A 17,531-nucleotide genomic window follows, 5' to 3' on the forward strand; every position below is an offset into this window, starting at 1 on the left:
CTTATTGGATTTTCTGGTTGGGACGCTCGTATCGGGAAGCACTTTTCACTTTCATGACTGCATTCACTAAATTTTGGAAGGATTCTTCTTTCATCCAAGTAATGGACTCATCGAAATAGGGAGGAAACTGCCTTCGGACTGGCCGCCACCTTCCTTGTTCCGATTCCCAAACAGGGAAAAGAGACAATCGGATTTTGTTCCCACCAGATATGGTAATCTCTAAAACGGCCTCTGGGTTAGTCGTTTCAGTCAAACTCGGAAACTTGGGTGCCCCAACTTCGTCAGGATAAAATTCTATTTTTAAACCTTTTACAACCGATTCCCATTGGTTCCCCACATCTGGAGGTAATACAATCCGTTCCCCAGTGGTGCGACTCCATTCATTTACATATACATTGTATTGGTTTTTTTTAGCTCTGTTTTCGACTTGGACAGTGATGCCTTGTCCTGTGAATTTGAGCTCTTGGATAAAACCTTCACTCATAGTGACATACATTTTTTCTCTAAAATTCGAAACGGGTGTTCTGAATTTTTCGATGATGTACTGATAAGGAGCAATGATCTCATCGTTGACTAAAACCGCAATCCGTCCTTCCTCAGCTCCTATCTTCTTTCCAAATAACAACTGTTTATTAGGCTGAAATTTTATATCTGCTCCATTTTCTTCGGACAATGATAAGGAAGGAGAATTCTCACCCAAACAGTAAGTTTTTTTGATTTCTTCTGTTGAGGATTCAATGAGTTTTGTTTTGAGTACACTAAGTTCGGAAAAACTATTTTTCACATTATAATTCCCTTCATAGGCAACATTGTTTCCATTCACAAGAGTTGTGACTGTAAACAAAGCTGGTTCATTCCAGCCACGTGAAATCTTTCGAAACACCATTGGGAATTCGGCAAAACTAGGAACCAAGTTTCCACACCAATCGGACTTTGGAGGATTGTATTGGATCGATTTCCAATCTTCTTTCCAATAATTGGTTTCAGAAATATTTTCTGGATGTTCCTCCATTAAATAAAATAGGAGGAATAACCCAATAAATGCAACGAGAACTAAACTAATTTTTTGTTTCATACTTCTAATAAAGAATGTTTACGCCTTGTGTAGACAAAGTAAGATCCAACTGCCAAAATGAATCCTGGGAATAGAAATACTCCAATGACCCAAGCAACTAACTTTTGATTGTCGGATAATGAAATGGTATCCACTTCTTCCTTTTTTAATGGAATCTCAGCGACAATATTATCTTGGAATAAACCAGTTATCGAAACTGTTGAAAATTGCGAGTTCATCACATAAGGTATGAATTGATCGGTAAGCCAACTAGTCCCTGTGTGCAGAATGATTTTTCCTGACTTTTCCCCTGTGAGTGACATAGGAGACAAGACTACCGAAAGGATTTTACTTTCTTTCTTTTCGTTTGCATCCATTTTACCATTTTTGTTTAGGTCTTGGTAGGCATCAAAACCAGATTCAAGTAAGGTGGCAGATTTCCAAACAAATGGAGTTGGTGCATTGGGTTCGGTTTCCAAATAACCACTGTAAGGAAACAAAATCCCCGTATCTTTTTTTTGTAAAAGTTCTGTGATTGGATTTTCAGGGAAACGTTTTGCAACAATAAATCCAGGTTTTTCTTCCCTTTCAATCATTGGAGAAACATTAAACTTCAAACCTGCTGATTGTAATAACCAACCAAAATCCTCACTCCCTTTTGGTTCCATGGTGATGAGAATTTTTCCATTTTTTTCTAAAACGTACTTGGTGATTTCATCTCTTGCTTCTTTCGAAAACGGAACCGTTGGTCCAAGGATCACAAGCATATCTGCATCTTCTGGAAGTTTGGAAGGCCAACCTTGTGCAAATCCAAGTTCTGCCACTTTAAAATTTAAGAATTGTAAAGCGGATACAAATCGGTTTACCTGTTCGTTTGGAAGTGCCCTAAAAGCCATTCCATATCGTTCCCCATTGGCAACAGTGAAATAAACTTTTTTTTGTTCGGTTGTGACATTGAGAAGAGCACCAACTAACTTACGTTCTAAGTCTTCCAGATCCTTTGGTTCTTTCGCAATTACCCTTTCTTCTGCAAAAGGAATGGCAGATGTTAATACAGATTGTTTTTTAGAACGAACAAAAATGGTTCCATTAGAAACTTGTCCAAATTCTTTTAATAAATCAATTTCTACATCCGCATTGATGAACTGGACTGTAATGTGAGAATTTTCAGACTTAATTTGGTCGAGTAAAATCTCAATGTCTGGTCTTACGCGTGTTAAGGCAAAAGCCGCTAATTTATCTCCATTCGCTGGCCCATCGGCTTCGAGAGGCCTTGGGTAAAACGCTGTAATTGTTACATCTTGCGTGATTGGTTTGATGAGGTTTCTTGAAATTTGGGAAAGAGAAAATTTCCCTTGGCTACTCAAATCAAAATTATAATTCCGTTTGATCGCAAAATAATTGACTGCCACAAGAATCGGTAATACAAACAAAAATCCTAATACTGCATTTTGTAATAAGGAACTTTTCGATTTTGCTAAATTACTTTGTGCTTCGAGAGAGGATTTGCCAATCTCAAGAAGGATGATTTGTAAAAGGAAAACCAAAGAAAAAAGAACCACACATAATAAGAGGAATTCTCTAACTTTTGGAATGGCGCTCACTTCTTCATTAAAACCAACAACTGGTTTTAAATCTAAAAAATCACGTAAAACAGATAACAAAAAGGCTGCAATACCAAATACGGCAGCAATGTATCGGTTTTGGTCTTCTTTTCTAATCCCTTTAGAAAACGCACGAACGATTGTGTCTGATGCTAAAAATAAAAACACCACACCCAAAAAGATGATTTTTCGTTTTGGATCCACCACCATTCCATCAAACAAGAAATAGGCGAAAAGAGAAACTAAACTTACAAACGGTAAAACTCTATCAGCTGATAATAACATGATCTAACCTCTCCATCTCCTGGATTCCAAGACCTTTACGGTTAAGTATAAAAATAGGAAAGTTCCACTTAAGAAAAATACAATCCCCGTCAAAGGCAAAACACCTTTGGCAAACGCAGCGAAGTGGGAAAATATATGCAAATGGAATAAAACTTTTCTTGTAGTAGCTTGGAACAAATGCGAGAAATAACCCACTACCCAAAGTGTCAAAATGATGAGCACTGAGATAAGAAGTGAGATCATTTGGTTTTTGCCAAGACTAGAACCAAACATTCCTATCGCGAATGTAAAAACACCAAGTAAAAATACTCCTACACTCCCCGATGCCACCATATAAAATGGTGCCTTCCAAAACGCATAAAGTAAAAGAGGAAATAGTCCATTGATGAAAACTGTAATGATACCACATACAGTCACACCAAACATAAATTTACCGAAGACAATTTCTAGATCCGTAATGGGAGAAGTAAATAGTAACTCAAGGGTTCCTTTGTTTTTTTCTTCCACTATTGAACCCATGGAAATGATCACCATGGCAATTAGGATGGTTGTCATAAATGAAATAAAAGTGATGTAGGTTGCGATTTCATAATTGGCAGTTCCATTAAAATTAAGAATCATCACGAACAATGCATTCAAAAAAGCAGTTCCACCTAACACAAGTGGACCCATATAAGTTCCAAAAAATAATCTTAATTCTTTTTTATAGATCCAAACAGCCGTTTGCCAGTTCATATTTTCTCCATAAAAATTTGTTCAAGTGACACATCTTGTTTTTTTAAAGATTCAATTTGAATCCCAAGAGACAATGCTTTCGAAAACAAAGACTCTTTGAATTGTTTTGGATTTGTTGTGCGAACTAAAAACATTTCTTCTTCTTTGTTTGTTCCCATTTCATTATAATGATCAGCATCTGAAAGTACAGATTTCATAAATTGGTTTAGTTCTTCTTTTGGTTTCCCTGATAGTCCCACTTCCCAACCCGCAAGACGGTTCATCTCTTCCTCTAATCGAGTGAGAGAAAGTTCTTGTTTTAAACTTCCCTTATGGAGGAACAAAAATTTATCACAGGTTTTATAAATCTCTGTCAAGATATGACTGGAGATAAGAACCGTGTGACTTCCCGCCAAACTTCTGATAAGACTTCTAATTTCGACAATTTGTTTTGGATCGAGACCTGAGATAGGTTCATCCATGATGACAATCTCGGGATCCCCTAAGATGGCTTGTGCAATTCCCACTCGTTTGCGGTACCCAAGGGATAAGGTTCCAATGAGTTTGTCTTTTACATGGCTCAGATTTGTTTTTTCAATCACCTTCTCGATCTCTAAAGGTAATTTTGATTCTTCAATTTTTTTGATCCTACCTACAAATTGGAGGTATTCGGATATCGTCATATCCTCATACAGTGGCGGAGTTTCTGGTAAATAACCGATCTTTTGTTTTGCTTCCAATGGATAATCAAAGATAGACTTACCATCGATGGAGGCATCCCCCGCACTTGGGATCAAATACCCTGTGAGGATCCGAATGGTTGTGGTTTTTCCCGCGCCATTCAAACCGAGGAGACCTACAATCTCACCTTTCTCTAATTTAAAATTGAGCCCTGAGATGGCTCGTTTTTCGCCGTAAAATTTGGATAAATTGCTGACTTGTATCATAACTTTGGTTTAGTTTTCGTATACCTGCACCTATGAATGAATTTCTAGAAAAAATCAAAAGCTTTTTCAAGGATGAAGAGAGCTTTTTTGATGCAAAGCAACTTCTAGGCCAAAATTGGCACAATTTTGTCCCACAATACTTTGACAAAATCCTAGAAACACGTACGAATTCGGTGTTTGTCTTAGACAGAGAAGGAAATTATACCTATGTCAATGCCAAAGCGGAAGAAATGGCAGGCAAATCCGCTGAAGAAATGTTAGGGCAGAACATCTGGAATTTATTTCCAGTTTTAAAAACCCTCGAATTCGGAACACATCTCATGGAAGCGATTGAAGAAAAAAAAACCTTTCGCTCAGAGGAAACATACTTTGATGGAATGGGTTGGTATGATATGCAAGTTTTCCCACAGGAAAATTTCACAATCATCATCGCAACAGAAGTCACACACGCTAAAAATGCAAAAGATGAATTTAGCCAAATCATCACCAAAAACAAAACCATTTTAAATGCCTTACCAGACTCCTTGTATGGGATCCATAGGAATGGAAAAACCATTAATCATAAAGAATTCCCACATTTTACAGGATGGGATTGTAAGAACAAAGAAACAAACCTTCGTTATTCGGACATAAGCGAAATTTTCCCAGAAAACAAATTAGAGGAAATTCGTTCCATATTGGAACAGGTCATTGATTTAGGAGGAACTAAAACAGTAGAATATTCCATCCATGATTCTGATGGTGAAAAATGTTTTGAAGCACGATTTACCAAAACTGGAGATGTGGACGCACTTGCCATCATTCGTAATATCACGGAACGAAAAAAAGCCGAAGCATTAAAAAATGAATTTATCAGTTTGGTAAGCCATGAACTGAGAACCCCACTTACTTCCATCAAAGGATCGATTGATTTGTTACTTGCGGGAGTTGCCGGAGAAGTTTCCAACCAAACCAAGTCCTTACTCAATATCTGTAGGAAAAACACACAAAGACTCGTTCGTTTTGTTACGGATTTACTTGATATCGAAGCCTTAGATTCAGGGAATATTAATTTTAAATTTAGAACCTATTCATTAAAAGAAATCCTACAAACGTCAGTGGATGGTATGCGCACATTTGCCGAACAATACCATGTTTTGTTAAACTTTGATTCTAACTTTCCACAAACAACTGTTTATGTGGATGAAGATAGGTTAAATCACTGCATCACCAATTTGATTTCCAATGCCGTAAAATACACACCTAAATTTTCTGAAGTGACAATCTCCGTTCAATCAGAGGGAACAAAGGCAAAAATTCTAATCAAAGACAATGGACCTGGTATCGATCCAAATTTTGCTCCTAGATTATTTCATAGGTTTGCACAAGGTGCACCTCCAAAAGACAAACTCGTAGGTGGATCTGGACTTGGTTTATCGATTACAAAAGGGTTTGTTGAAGCAATGAAAGGGACTATTTACTTTTTATCAGATGATACTGGCACTGTTTTCACGATTGAGTTACCCATCGTAAAACCAGGACAAATTCCTGCAGGATTTGGCCAATGACTCTTCCTAACTTAAAACATGTATTAATCGTAGAAGATGAAGAAGACATAGTTGAAATTCTAAGAATTGCATTAGCATTTAACTCAAGTTACGAAGTGAGTTTTGCAAAGACTGGCCCAGAGGGATTACAAAAAGCCATTATCCTACAACCTGATTTAATTTTGCTTGATGTACTGATGCCTGGAATGAATGGAATGGAACTGATTGAAGAATTAAAAATTTTTCCAGAAACTAAAGAGATTCCAGTTGCATTCATCACATCACGTGTGCTAAAGAATGAAATTTTGGAATACCAAAAAAGAGGGGGCATTGGTGTGATTGAAAAACCGTTTGCCCCTCTTGAAATTGCAGATAAAATCCAAACCTTATGGATGGATTTTCACAAAAAATAAATCGATTCCTTATTTGTCTTGGAACCCAGTTAAAATTTCATCTTGTCTACCCATAAGTCTTACAGATAACCTTGGACCTACTTCACAAACAATTCGAGAAGCAACATAATTGCCCCATCTCGCAGATTTTTGTGCTGAATACCCTTGTGTGAGTCCATACAAAACTCCCGCAGCAAAAGCATCCCCTGCTCCTGTGGTATCAATTGGTTTGACTGGAAATCCTGGAACTAAAGTAATTTTTCCATTTTCTGCTACATAAGCTCCATCTTTTCCTGCGGTCATAAATACCAATGGACAAAGTTTAGATACAAATTGTACGGCTTCCTCTGGAGTTTTTGCTCCACTTAAAGCAAGCCCTTCTTCCGAATTACAAAAAACTACATCAACATATTCTTTGGTTAGGTGGATAAATTCATCACGAGACCGATTTACACAAAATGGATCGCTATAAGTAAAGGAAACTTTGATATTATTTTCTTTTGCAAGTTTCATCGTGAGTTCACTTGCTTTTTTCGTAGAATCCCCATCCCACAAATAACCTTCTACATAAACATACTTACTTTTTTTTAAGTTTTCCACATCGATGTCATTTGGTCCAAGAGATGTTGAAATGGCAAGATTCGTAAGCATTGTTCGTTCTGCATCAGGAGTGGTGAGAACAACACAAGTACCAGTGTGTCCGTTTTTGTCAGGAGTGGTTTCAAATAAAACTCCCGCATCTTCCATATCTTTTTTATAAAATTCACCATATGTATCGTGAGTGACTTTGCCAGTATAACAACAAGTCCCACCAGAATTGGCGATTGCAATCATCGTGTTGGCAGCACTTCCACCAGAGCGAAGTTCCTTTTTCTCATTATGGAGGTCGGCAAGGATTTGACCTTGTCTCGTTTCATCAACTAAGGTCATCACTCCCTTTGTGATATTTTGTTTTTCTAAAAAGTTTGGGTCGATGAAAGCAATGATATCTACCAGGGCGTTTCCTACGCCGAATACGTCGTAATGTCTCATGGGTACAATGCTTTTTTCCTTTAGGGAATTGACACTCAATTTTCCTATTCCAGTTTGGCTAGGTACCGAGAAAAAACGGCTTCATGATTTCAAAATTCAATTTATTTTTGCTAGTTTGTTTGTTCCTCGGACCAAATTTTCTATTTTCTCAATCTGCGCCTTCAAAAGAACCAGAAACAGTTGAAATCAAAGCGAATGTAGAATCTTCCTCTAAAAATACAAATTTTAGTAAAAATCCAACTGGTTTTCAAAAAGAGATCAATCTCGATTCAACAAACACTCGCTACATGAGTCTTCCTGATATTTTGAATCGAGAAGCGGGAGTCAGAGTTCGACAATACGGTGGGCTTGGTTCCTATTCGACACTTTCCCTACGTGGCACAAATCCCAACCAATCAAAAGTGTATTGGAATGGAGTTCCTATCAACAACTCGTTAGGTGGTGAAATCAATCTTGCCGACTTACCTTTTGATAATTTGGAAAAAATTGAAATTTACAAATCGGGAACACCTGCCGGGTTTTCTGGATCTGCCATTGGTGGTAGTATCAATTTGGTTTCCAAAACTAAAATTGATAAACCAATCACACGTGTGAATTTGATGGGAGGCAGTTTTAAAACGGCAAAGGCAACCGTTACCCATATGGACCAATTCTCAGGTGGTTCTTATTTTATCCAGGCATTACAGGAAACTTCAGACCAAAACTTTGCTTACTTGAATAACAAAGGAACCGTATTATTTAATACCTATGATGATACCATCGATGAAAGGAGAAATGCACAGTTTCGGAAAACTGGCTTCACTGGTAATGTATCATTTGAAGTTGGTAAAACAAAAATTAATTTTTTAAACGATTATATCCACAGAAAACAAGGGTTACCAGGTCCAGGCAATCGGCAAACCACTTCGGTTGGTAGGGTATTTAGCAAATTATCTTCAGCAGTTACGACAGAAACAAATGAGTTTTTATTAACAAATTTGACATTGGAAACGAAAACCTATGGGAATTTTGCAAAAGATGATTTGTTTGATCCAAAATCAGAATTTAGTTTTGGAACACCAGATTCTTTTACAAAAACAAACCAATATGGATTTCAAATCTCTCCCACTTTGTACTTGTTAGATTATTATCAAGTTTTGCGAACATCGATCCAAACAGAACAAGAGTTTTTTACTCGATACGAAAAACGTGCAAATCACGAAACAGAACGTAAGGAACCAAAAAAAAGAAGGGATACCCAAAGTTTCACCTTCCAAGATGAAATCCGTCTCTTTTCGAACCGATTGTTTTTAGTCCCACAAGTACGTTTTGAACGATACACTGATCGATTTGGAAAAGACGAAACAAGTATACGAAATCAACTTTTGGATCCTACTTCTGATGTTTTTTATGTCAGACAAAACTTCACCAATCCAAGTTTCGGGATCAAATTCATATGGATTAAAAAAGAAAATTTGGAATTTGGATCACTTGCTAATATCAGCAAGGATTTTAGAATACCCAGCTTTTTAGAGTTATTCGGTGAGAGAGGAAGTATCGTAGGAAATACAAAACTGAGACCTGAACAAAGTCGAAATGGTGATATTGGATTTTATCTTAATTCAAAAATTGATTCCAATTGGAAAATTCAGTCTGACATTTCCTATTTTCAAAAACGAATATATGATATGATTTTGTTTTTGCCAAACTCTCAGTTTACATTACGCCCAGAAAACGTGGACCAAGCTTTTATTCGTGGTGTTGAAACAAATCAAAACATCATTTGGAAAAAAGGAGTTAAGTTTAATTTAAATTATACATACCAAGATGCAAAAAATTACTCCGATTCACCTGCGTTAAATGGCAAATACCTTCCACTTCGTTCCAAAAGCCAAGGCAGTGCCTTACTCGCTTTTTTTAATGAAAAGTCGGAATTAGGAATTGAATACCAGTACATTGGGGCAAATTTCCGAGACAGAACCAATGAATATTTGGGTTACTTACCAGCGCGCCAATTTTGGAATCTATATGTTCAGTATTCACCTTACAAAAACAAAGAAACTGGAAATGAATTGATTTTAAGTTTTGAAGTGAGAAACCTTACTGACAAACGTGTAGAAGATTTGGTTGGTTATCCATTACCAGGTCGCAGTTATTATGTGACAGGGAGTTATCGATTCTAATGAAAGTTCAAAGTTCATACGGAAATTGGAAACAATTAGTTAACATCCCAATAATACTTTTTCTTTTTGTGCAGTGTAGCCAGTTAGAAATTGAAAAACCAAGTTTATTCCAATTTTTATTTTTATCTGCATCCCCTACTTCCGTAGGTGTTGTCACTTCCGATTTTGCCAGTGGTGGGAGGTTCAAAACTTTCGAACCAAATTCGTTTACCACGTTTCCAACTTCGATCCCCATTCATTCTGATGCAGTTGGCAGATACACAAATGACCGAGTTTTTATCGTCAATCGATTGAATCGTGATTCGATCCAAGTATTAAATCCTCAATTCGGTTTTCTCACCGAACAAGAGTTTAGTGTTGGACAAGGGAAAAATCCTCAAGATATATCTGTTTGGAATGATAAATATTTTATCAGTTTGTACAATGCTGATGAACTTGTGATTTATAACCGCTCTTCAGGAATCAAAACTGGGAGTGTATCATTTACATCTCTTCGAGAAACCTTTTCTACATCCGGAATTCCAGATAGTTCCGTGGAAGCATCCTATATGATCCAAGACGGTTCAAGTTTGTTTGTTTTACTGCAAAGACTTGATCGAAACGATGTCTCTGGTTACCTTCCTCCTAATTCCGATTCCTATTTAGTAGAAGTGGATATGGATTTAAATCAAATCAAAGCAGTGTATACACTTCCCTATCGTAATCCAAGTTCCAAAATCCAAAAAGTATTTTTATTCGGGGAACCACATTTAGTATTTTCATGTGTAGGGAGAGTTGGTTTCATTTCGCAAATTGATGCAGGTATCATTGCCTTCCGATTGAGCACAAGACAGTTTCATCCCAATCGATTGTTTGCAGAAGAAACAGCTGGTGGTGATATCCTATCGTTTCAGATTAAAAATGAAGAGTATGGTTATGCGTCCGTACTTGATTCAGGATTTAACAAAACCATCCAAGTCTTTCGTCCACGCACTGGTGAAAAACTAGGAACTCTATTACAAATCCCAGGCAATATTGGAATTAGTTTATCGGGTTTGTTACTCACAAACGAGGGCAAACTACTCGTGGGTTCCACGGATTTTTCAAGGCCAGGGATTTATGTGTATGACACGAACATTGGAAATGTTTTGTTAAACCCGATTCCTAGTTCCGTGGAGTTAACTCCTTTCGACATCTTCCAGTTGCAAAATCTTCCCTAATTTTCAAAATGGAAAAAGACAGGGGAATCTAATTTATGTTAACTCTTAAGAAACATTCACAAGGTGCATTGACCAAACAAGTTTTACTCATCGTACTCGATGGAGTGGGTTACACAGAAAAAGGATTTGAAAATGGGAATGCCGTTGCCAAGGCAAATATGCCAGTTTTAAAAGGACTTTGGAAAAACCACCCAACTGTATTACTAAAAGCTCACGGGACAGCCGTTGGTATGCCGAGCGACGAAGACATGGGAAACTCTGAAGTGGGTCACAATGTGCTTGGTTCAGGACGTATCTTTGACCAAGGGGCAAAACTTGTTTCTTTATCCATTGAGAATGGAAGTTTGTTCAACGGACCTGTTTGGAATAAAATTGTTTCCAATTGTTTGGATCATCAATCCACATTTCACTTGATCGGACTTTTTTCTGATGGTAATGTTCATAGCCATATAGATCACTTAAAAGCACTCATCGACAATGCGATCAAACAAAATATAAAGAAAATAAGATTACATATTTTATTAGATGGAAGAGACGTTCCCGAAAAATCCGCGTTAGACTACTTAATCCCATTTGAAACCTATTTGGATTCCCATAGAAAATCAGGCATTGACATATTCATTGCATCTGGTGGTGGTCGGATGGAGTTAACTATGGACAGGTATGATGCAGATTGGTCCATGATTGAAAGAGGATGGAAACACCATGTGGAAGGTGAAGGAAGGATATTCCCTTCTGCAAAAGAAGCTATCGAAACTTTCCGCACTGAAAATCCTTCTGTGATCGACCAATACCTGCCTGGATTTGTGATTGGTGATGGAAGTGGTAACCCTGTTGGAAAAATTTTAGATAACGACTCTGTTGTATTTTTTAATTTCAGAGGTGATAGAGCCATTGAAATTTCAAGGGCATTTACAGAAGAAAATTTACCACTTCTCAATCGTAAACGATTTCCAAAAGTAGAATTTGCAGGAATGATGCAATATGATGGTGATCTATTTATCCCCAAACAATACTTAGTTGCTCCACCAACTATTGACCGCACAATGGGTGAATACTTTGCCAATGAAGGGATAGCACAATACGCATTGTCCGAAACACAAAAATTTGGCCATGTGACTTTTTTTTGGAATGGGAACCGATCTGGTTACTTCAATCAAAACTTAGAAACATATGAAGAAGTCAAATCTGATATCATTCCTTTTGACCAAAAACCTGAAATGAAAGCAAAAGAGATCACTGACAATTTGGTCCTTGCTCTCACTTCACACAAATTTCCATTCCTAAGAGTGAATTATGCGAATGGAGATATGGTGGGACATACTGGAAATATGGATGCAACAATCAAAGGATTGGAATACTTAGATGTTTGTTTGGATCGAATCAAAAAAATTTGTGATGAAACAAATACGGTTTTGTGTATCACTGCTGACCATGGTAACGCTGACGAGATGTACCAATTAGACAAAAAAGGAAATGCTCAAACTGCAAAAGATGGTAAACCTGTTCCCAAAACAAGTCACACCCTCAATCCCGTACAGTTTGTACTGTATGATCCAAAAGGTAAAATCCAACTCGAATCAAATTCAAAGGAAGCAGGTCTTGCAAACGTAGCCGCTACCATGATGGATTTATTAGGTTATGAGGCTCCAGAAGGTTACCACCCAAGTCTAATTCATAGAAATTAATTTTTCCTAATTCCTATGATGTTTCGAATCTTTACCTATCTTTTGTTCAGTGTATTTGTATGGAACTGTTCAGAAGATGGGATTGGATCTTTCTCCGAAGAAACCAAAGAAAAAATCCGTAAAAAAATCAAACAGGAAGGGTTCCAGGGTGTTGTCCTTATCTCCCAGGATGATACAGTATTATTCCGAGAAACCATTTATTCTGGAAAACGAAGGAAACGTTCACAACTCTTCCAAAAACATGCTTTTCCGTTAGGTGAATCTTCCAAATTATTCACTACTTATTTAATCCATCGATTGGCAGAAGAAAAAAAAATAAACATTGCCGATCCCATTCAAAAACACCTTAAATGGTTTCCAAATCCTAAAATCACAATTGAACATTTGTTACGTCATACATCTGGCCTTCCAAAAATTATTGAGTTTATGCCTAATTTTGACTCTGAAAGATCAAACTTAAAACGAGATGATATCAAAAGGTCATTTTTAGAATCCAACTTCAAACCAAACTTTGCACCTGGTGAATATTGGAAGTACAGTCGATTGGATTATTTATTTTTGGCTTATCTCATCGAGTTTGTAACCAATCAACCTTATGCAAGTGTTGTGAAAAAAGAAATTTTTGAACCTTTGGAAATGAAACATTCGCAAGTGGATCCAAACGACCTTCTCCTTGGCAACAGTGGTATCTTAAGTACACCAGAAGATTTAAAATTATTTTCAGAAGCAATTCGGAATAATAATGGAATTTCCAAAGAAGGAAAAGAATCTCTTATCAAAAGAACTGTTCTTACGGATGTTATATCAGAAGATCCAATCGCATTCGGAGAAGGAGTTTATGTTGGAGACTATTTTTATTGGGCTTATGGGAAAAAAAACGGAGTTTCCAATTTCATTTACCATGACTTAAAGAGTAGAATTTTTATCACTATCGTGAGTCCTTATGGAGTTAGTAAAGGTGATTTGTCTTCAATCAAGTCAACCTTAACTGAAATTATATTCAGTGCCAAAAAATTAAATCTCAGAAAAAAGACAAACTCTCCAAACGAATTGTACATTGAAGATTTTATGAAAGAAGAAAAAGTTCCATCTCTTGGTATTGCTGTTTATAAAAATTATAACTTACAATGGAAAAAGATGTATGGAACAAAAACACAACAGACACTTTTTCGAGCTGGATCATTGTCCAAAACTATGACAGCAACTGCAACATTACGATTAGTTGAATCGGGGCAGTTAGATTTATATTCCAATTGGATTAACAAACTAAAACAGTACAAAGTGTCCGTTCCAAAGGGCAAAAAAAGAAGTATTGTGAATTTAGATTTACTCTTATCACATACAAGTGGGTTAACTGAAAAAGGGAATTGGGATGATCCAATTAACTCTGATAAAAAACACCTGAGAGATTTAAAGGATACCAATGTTTCAAAAGGGAACGGGCTCAAACTTTATTATAGACCTGGAACAAAATCTCGTTATTCGGGTGGTGGGTATAGTATTGTCCAAGAAATTTTAACAGAACGAACAGGAGAACCGTTTCCCACTTTGATGGAGGATTATGTATTCAATCCATTACATATGAAACGAAGTACGTTTCGTCAAAATCTAACAGAAAAAGATGATAGATGTGATGGTTATGATGAACTTGGAAAGATTTTACCTGAAAAAAAATTCGTAACTCCTGAACTTTCCTCTGGTGGTTTATGGACAACTCCAGAAGACATTGGAACTGTTTTTAATGAAGTGGCAAAAGCCAAACAAGGCCGTTCTGATTTTTTAAGCAAAGAATCAGCTGAATACCTACTTTCACCCAAAATGAGTGCTGCCAGTTTAACTGTACATGCACTAGTCGCCCATGGATTTTTTCTGAACCGGACCGGCAAAACAGAGTATTTTTTCCATGGAGGCCATACAAAGGGACATAAGTCTTTAGCCATTTTTAACGCTGAAAAGGGGTATGGAATGGTCATCATGACCAATTCAGAGAATGGATCCAAACTGATCTGGCGGATTTTAAGGACCATTTCTGTGGATGAAAAATGGGATAAGTTTGTGAATTAAACTATTGACCAAATTATTAAATTGGCTATTCTCTAAGCGATTCGATGGAATATACAGAATCTAAATCTAACGGAATTGTAGTCCTTAAATTGTTTGGCAACTTAGATATGTTAAATGCCGGCATTCTCAAAGAAAGGATCAAAGAATCTGCGTCCCAATCCGAACATCGATTTATCTTTGATTTGGAAGGAGTCAGTTTTATCGATTCCTCTGGGTTTGGACTTATCATGTCTCTCAATGACAAACTCACCGAATTAGGAGGAGGTTTGAGAATCGTAAACGTTTCAAAAACCATCCGTCAAATTTTTAGAATCTCAAAAATTTCATCTGTCATCCAAATCTTCGAATCCACAGAAGAAGCAATCGAGTCCTTTCACCCTTAATTTTTCTCAAATATTTAACACTTAATAAACATTAACTTTAAGTGACAGACGTTGTTACCATTTTTTTCCAAAAGTTTTTGAGTTTTAATACTTTTGGATTTTCTGGTGCCATTTCCTGTAACGCCAGTAAAACTTCTTTGGATCGTTCGATGTCTCTTCTATGCATCAATATCTCTGCTAATAGTAGTAAGTTGTTAAAATTCTTTGGATCACGATACCTAAGTCTCTCTGCATAGTCTGTCGCAAGAACAAAATCTCTTTTTTGTTTATGGGCATAAGCGATGTAAAATAAAAAGTCTGTATCACCTGGATTTAACTGTAGATATCGGTTTGCGAGAACAATTGCTTTTTCGTAATCCTTAGATTTCATATAGAGTTTGGATAATTCTCTCAAACAATACAAATCATTTGGTTCAGATTCCAAGGCAAGTTCCAAAGCAAAAATAGCATTATTCCATTCACCATCTCTGTAGGACTGTATTCCTTCACCTAACATTTTATAGTATGTATTGTTTTTTGCAGATTCTTTTGCAGCATATGCAACTTCCTCTAAAAATGAAATCCTCATCAGACTCAAATCATCAGTTAGTTCACCGAATAACATCATCACACGGCAGATCTCTGCTAAATCTCCAGCACCTTCTGTGACATGGCGAAGAAAAACTGTTTCATCATCGTTGATCATTCGGTTTCCACCAGAATGCCCAACAAACAAATCATCCCGGCCATCAGACCCCAAAATCAATACATCACCTGGACGTAACGGATAAATTTGAATGACAACTTCATCACCACTCATTTCCGTAAAACCAATCTTACGCAATGAATGTTCGTTTTCCAAAAAACTTGCCACACCGTCTCTGTATAAAACAATCCAAGGGTGTTCTGCATTAATGTAATACAAAGTACCAGTTTCTTCGTCCACCAAACCTAAAATAGCGGAAAGTAACATATGACCATCAAAACTAATAAATACATTATGTACTTCTTGGAAACATTCCTTTAACCAACGTTCGGGGTGCCTGTCCTGCATGTACCTTAGTTTCTGTGTACGAGTGATAATTGATTTAAATACAGTTCCCATAACCAATGCACCGCCAGCACCTTGTATGGATTTTCCCATTGCATCTGCATTTAAGAATACAGTGTATTTTTTCCCCATGAGATAAATTGAATCAGAAACAGATAAATCACCACCAATCTCAGATTGTTTATTTCGAAACTGAAACTGTTTCATTTGCCTTTCGAAAATTTGAATCGAAACGGTCTCTGATTTTGCAAAAGATCCTTTGAGTGGTTTGATGAGTAGTGACGTTAAAAAATAATCACCATCTTGTTTTTCTTGCATCTTTTGCATTTCAGATAAAGTATCATTCAGTTCTCTCGTGCGCTGGTTTACCATCTCTTCTAAATGATTTTGGTGTTCGGCTAACTCCTCTTTCATTTCAACAAAAACACGCCCCATTTGTCCTATTTCATCACTTCTATGGGTTGGTAAAGTTTCAGGTTTCCATTGGTCCAAATCTACCATAGCTGATGTAAGTAGTTTGATTGCTTCCACCATATCCCGAGAAAATAAAAAGGAGATCAGAAAGATAACGCCACATAACACTATAGATGCGACTACAAAAAAAGACCAAATTTTCCACGTTTTCGATTCTACTTCATTCTCATCAATCATCACATGAAATACAAGTTGTTTGATCGTTTGAGAACTTCCAACGTATGGAATTTTTACTAAATAATAAGGTTTATTTTGGAAATGAAATCTTTGTTCTTCTAAAAGTAAGTCTGGATTTTCATTCATCACCATTCGGATCATATCCGATCCTACAGTTTTCACCTTTCCTTCCTGAAAAATTGCCAGATGGATCCGATTGTCTTTTGAAATTGTTTTTGTAAAGTTATCATCAACGACTTGTCCAATGAGAATTGTGCCTCGACCAAAAAGAGGTGCTGCCAAACGAAATCCAAGTCCACTATGCCCATCTTCTAAGGCTGCAGTCGCTTGGCCATTCAGAGCATTTTGAATGATTGGTTGGTTTTTTTTATCATCCCCAAAATCTTTTGGCCTATGAACACGAAAGACTACTTTTCCTTGGTTATCACCTAGTTCAAAAATGGAAAGACCATAACGTTTTAAGATTTGTTGCAAATAAGGAAGTTCTCTTTGTAAAACTTGACGATCACTAAGTCCTCGTTCCAAAATCTCCCTTGTTCTTGCATTAAAGGTAATTTCTTCTAATAATAACCTGAGTTTTTCTTCTTTGAACTCTAACTCTCGCTGAAAGTTCCGTGATAAGTCTTCTGCTCTTTGTGTTTGCGGGATATTTTTGACAGATTGTAAAAGGTAGGCGAAACTAGTTGTGAGAGCAATTACAAGAAGAATTTGACTCACACTCAATATTAATAAGAATTTGTAACGTATGCTCATAGAAAACTACGTGCATCTTCGCAAATTTACGTTACAATCAAATGACA

At 36.8% G+C, this 17,531-nt stretch carries 13 protein-coding genes; 7 read left to right on the forward strand and 6 right to left on the reverse strand.

Annotated elements, in window-relative coordinates:
* Window position 1: 1 nt before the first annotated feature.
* The 4 genes from ND855_RS14005 to ND855_RS14020 are packed head-to-tail and all read right to left on the reverse strand — an operon-like array spanning window position 2 to window position 4,604.
* On the reverse strand, window positions 2-1,075 hold the full coding sequence (locus ND855_RS14005) for a hypothetical protein (RefSeq protein WP_265358837.1): 1,074 nt from the start codon (window positions 1,073-1,075) through the stop codon (window positions 2-4).
* Window positions 1,072-2,943 carry a motility-associated ABC transporter substrate-binding family protein gene (locus ND855_RS14010; protein WP_265358838.1) on the reverse strand — a complete coding sequence of 624 codons (1,872 nt, stop codon included), beginning with the start codon at window positions 2,941-2,943 and terminating at the stop codon, window positions 1,072-1,074. Before ND855_RS14010 ends, ND855_RS14005 begins: the two co-directional genes overlap by 4 nt.
* A gap of 3 nt (window positions 2,944-2,946) precedes the next feature.
* Window positions 2,947-3,678, reverse strand: coding sequence for an ABC transporter permease (locus ND855_RS14015; protein ID WP_265358839.1), 732 nt, complete (start codon window positions 3,676-3,678; stop codon window positions 2,947-2,949).
* Window positions 3,675-4,604: an ABC transporter ATP-binding protein gene (locus tag ND855_RS14020; protein ID WP_265358840.1), complete on the reverse strand. Its 930-nt coding sequence runs from the start codon at window positions 4,602-4,604 to the stop codon at window positions 3,675-3,677. The genes ND855_RS14015 and ND855_RS14020 overlap by 4 nt, the downstream gene beginning before the upstream one ends.
* 32 nt (window positions 4,605-4,636) lie before the next feature.
* Here ND855_RS14020 and ND855_RS14025 point away from each other — a divergent pair, with 32 nt between their 5' ends.
* Both ND855_RS14025 and ND855_RS14030 read left to right on the forward strand, forming a co-directional pair.
* Window positions 4,637-6,151: a PAS domain-containing sensor histidine kinase gene (locus tag ND855_RS14025; protein ID WP_265358841.1), complete on the forward strand. Its 1,515-nt coding sequence runs from the start codon at window positions 4,637-4,639 to the stop codon at window positions 6,149-6,151.
* The gene (locus ND855_RS14030) at window positions 6,148-6,543 is read left to right on the forward strand and encodes a response regulator (protein ID WP_108959972.1); all 396 of its coding nucleotides are present in this window, start codon (window positions 6,148-6,150) and stop codon (window positions 6,541-6,543) included. The genes ND855_RS14025 and ND855_RS14030 overlap by 4 nt, the downstream gene beginning before the upstream one ends.
* A 9-nt stretch (window positions 6,544-6,552) precedes the next feature.
* On the opposite strand, the gene ND855_RS14035 is transcribed toward ND855_RS14030, so the two are convergent.
* A complete protein-coding gene (locus ND855_RS14035; protein ID WP_265358842.1) occupies window positions 6,553-7,554 on the reverse strand; it encodes an adenosine kinase in 1,002 nt (333 codons plus the stop codon).
* An 83-nt stretch (window positions 7,555-7,637) separates the two neighbouring features.
* Between ND855_RS14035 and ND855_RS14040 the strand changes: the two genes are divergently transcribed.
* The 5 genes from ND855_RS14040 to ND855_RS14060 are packed head-to-tail and all read left to right on the forward strand — an operon-like array spanning window position 7,638 to window position 15,050.
* Window positions 7,638-9,716 carry a TonB-dependent receptor plug domain-containing protein gene (locus ND855_RS14040; RefSeq protein WP_265358843.1) on the forward strand — a complete coding sequence of 693 codons (2,079 nt, stop codon included), beginning with the start codon at window positions 7,638-7,640 and terminating at the stop codon, window positions 9,714-9,716.
* Entirely contained in the window at window positions 9,716-10,915 is a 1,200-nt protein-coding gene (locus ND855_RS14045; protein WP_265358844.1) for a hypothetical protein, read from the forward strand. Before ND855_RS14040 ends, ND855_RS14045 begins: the two co-directional genes overlap by 1 nt.
* A 35-nt stretch (window positions 10,916-10,950) precedes the next feature.
* Window positions 10,951-12,603: a 2,3-bisphosphoglycerate-independent phosphoglycerate mutase gene (gene gpmI / locus ND855_RS14050; protein ID WP_265358845.1), complete on the forward strand. Its 1,653-nt coding sequence runs from the start codon at window positions 10,951-10,953 to the stop codon at window positions 12,601-12,603.
* Between the two features lie 15 nt (window positions 12,604-12,618).
* Entirely contained in the window at window positions 12,619-14,667 is a 2,049-nt protein-coding gene (locus ND855_RS14055) for a serine hydrolase domain-containing protein (protein WP_265358846.1), read from the forward strand.
* A 44-nt stretch (window positions 14,668-14,711) separates the two neighbouring features.
* Window positions 14,712-15,050, forward strand: a complete 339-nt coding sequence (locus ND855_RS14060; protein ID WP_265358847.1) for an STAS domain-containing protein — start codon at window positions 14,712-14,714, stop codon at window positions 15,048-15,050.
* Between the two features lie 37 nt (window positions 15,051-15,087).
* Here the strand turns inward: ND855_RS14060 and ND855_RS14065 are convergent, their stop codons facing one another.
* Window positions 15,088-17,484: a SpoIIE family protein phosphatase gene (locus ND855_RS14065; RefSeq protein WP_265358848.1), complete on the reverse strand. Its 2,397-nt coding sequence runs from the start codon at window positions 17,482-17,484 to the stop codon at window positions 15,088-15,090.
* Window positions 17,485-17,531 lie beyond the last annotated feature (47 nt).

This window comes from Leptospira paudalimensis (assembly GCF_026151345.1).
Classification (GTDB): Bacteria; Spirochaetota; Leptospiria; order Leptospirales; family Leptospiraceae; genus Leptospira_A; species Leptospira_A paudalimensis.

Coding starts and splice junctions, on each gene's coding strand:
- ND855_RS14005 (WP_265358837.1), bottom strand. CDS start 1,075: ATGAAACAAAAAATTAGTTTAGTTCTCGTTGCATTTATTGGGTTATTC.
- ND855_RS14010 (WP_265358838.1), bottom strand. CDS start 2,943: ATGTTATTATCAGCTGATAGAGTTTTACCGTTTGTAAGTTTAGTTTCT.
- ND855_RS14015 (WP_265358839.1), bottom strand. CDS start 3,678: ATGAACTGGCAAACGGCTGTTTGGATCTATAAAAAAGAATTAAGATTA.
- ND855_RS14020 (WP_265358840.1), bottom strand. CDS start 4,604: ATGATACAAGTCAGCAATTTATCCAAATTTTACGGCGAAAAACGAGCC.
- ND855_RS14025 (WP_265358841.1), top strand. CDS start 4,637: ATGAATGAATTTCTAGAAAAAATCAAAAGCTTTTTCAAGGATGAAGAG.
- ND855_RS14030 (WP_108959972.1), top strand. CDS start 6,148: ATGACTCTTCCTAACTTAAAACATGTATTAATCGTAGAAGATGAAGAA.
- ND855_RS14035 (WP_265358842.1), bottom strand. CDS start 7,554: ATGAGACATTACGACGTATTCGGCGTAGGAAACGCCCTGGTAGATATC.
- ND855_RS14040 (WP_265358843.1), top strand. CDS start 7,638: ATGATTTCAAAATTCAATTTATTTTTGCTAGTTTGTTTGTTCCTCGGA.
- ND855_RS14045 (WP_265358844.1), top strand. CDS start 9,716: ATGAAAGTTCAAAGTTCATACGGAAATTGGAAACAATTAGTTAACATC.
- gpmI (WP_265358845.1), top strand. CDS start 10,951: ATGTTAACTCTTAAGAAACATTCACAAGGTGCATTGACCAAACAAGTT.
- ND855_RS14055 (WP_265358846.1), top strand. CDS start 12,619: ATGATGTTTCGAATCTTTACCTATCTTTTGTTCAGTGTATTTGTATGG.
- ND855_RS14060 (WP_265358847.1), top strand. CDS start 14,712: ATGGAATATACAGAATCTAAATCTAACGGAATTGTAGTCCTTAAATTG.
- ND855_RS14065 (WP_265358848.1), bottom strand. CDS start 17,484: ATGAGCATACGTTACAAATTCTTATTAATATTGAGTGTGAGTCAAATT.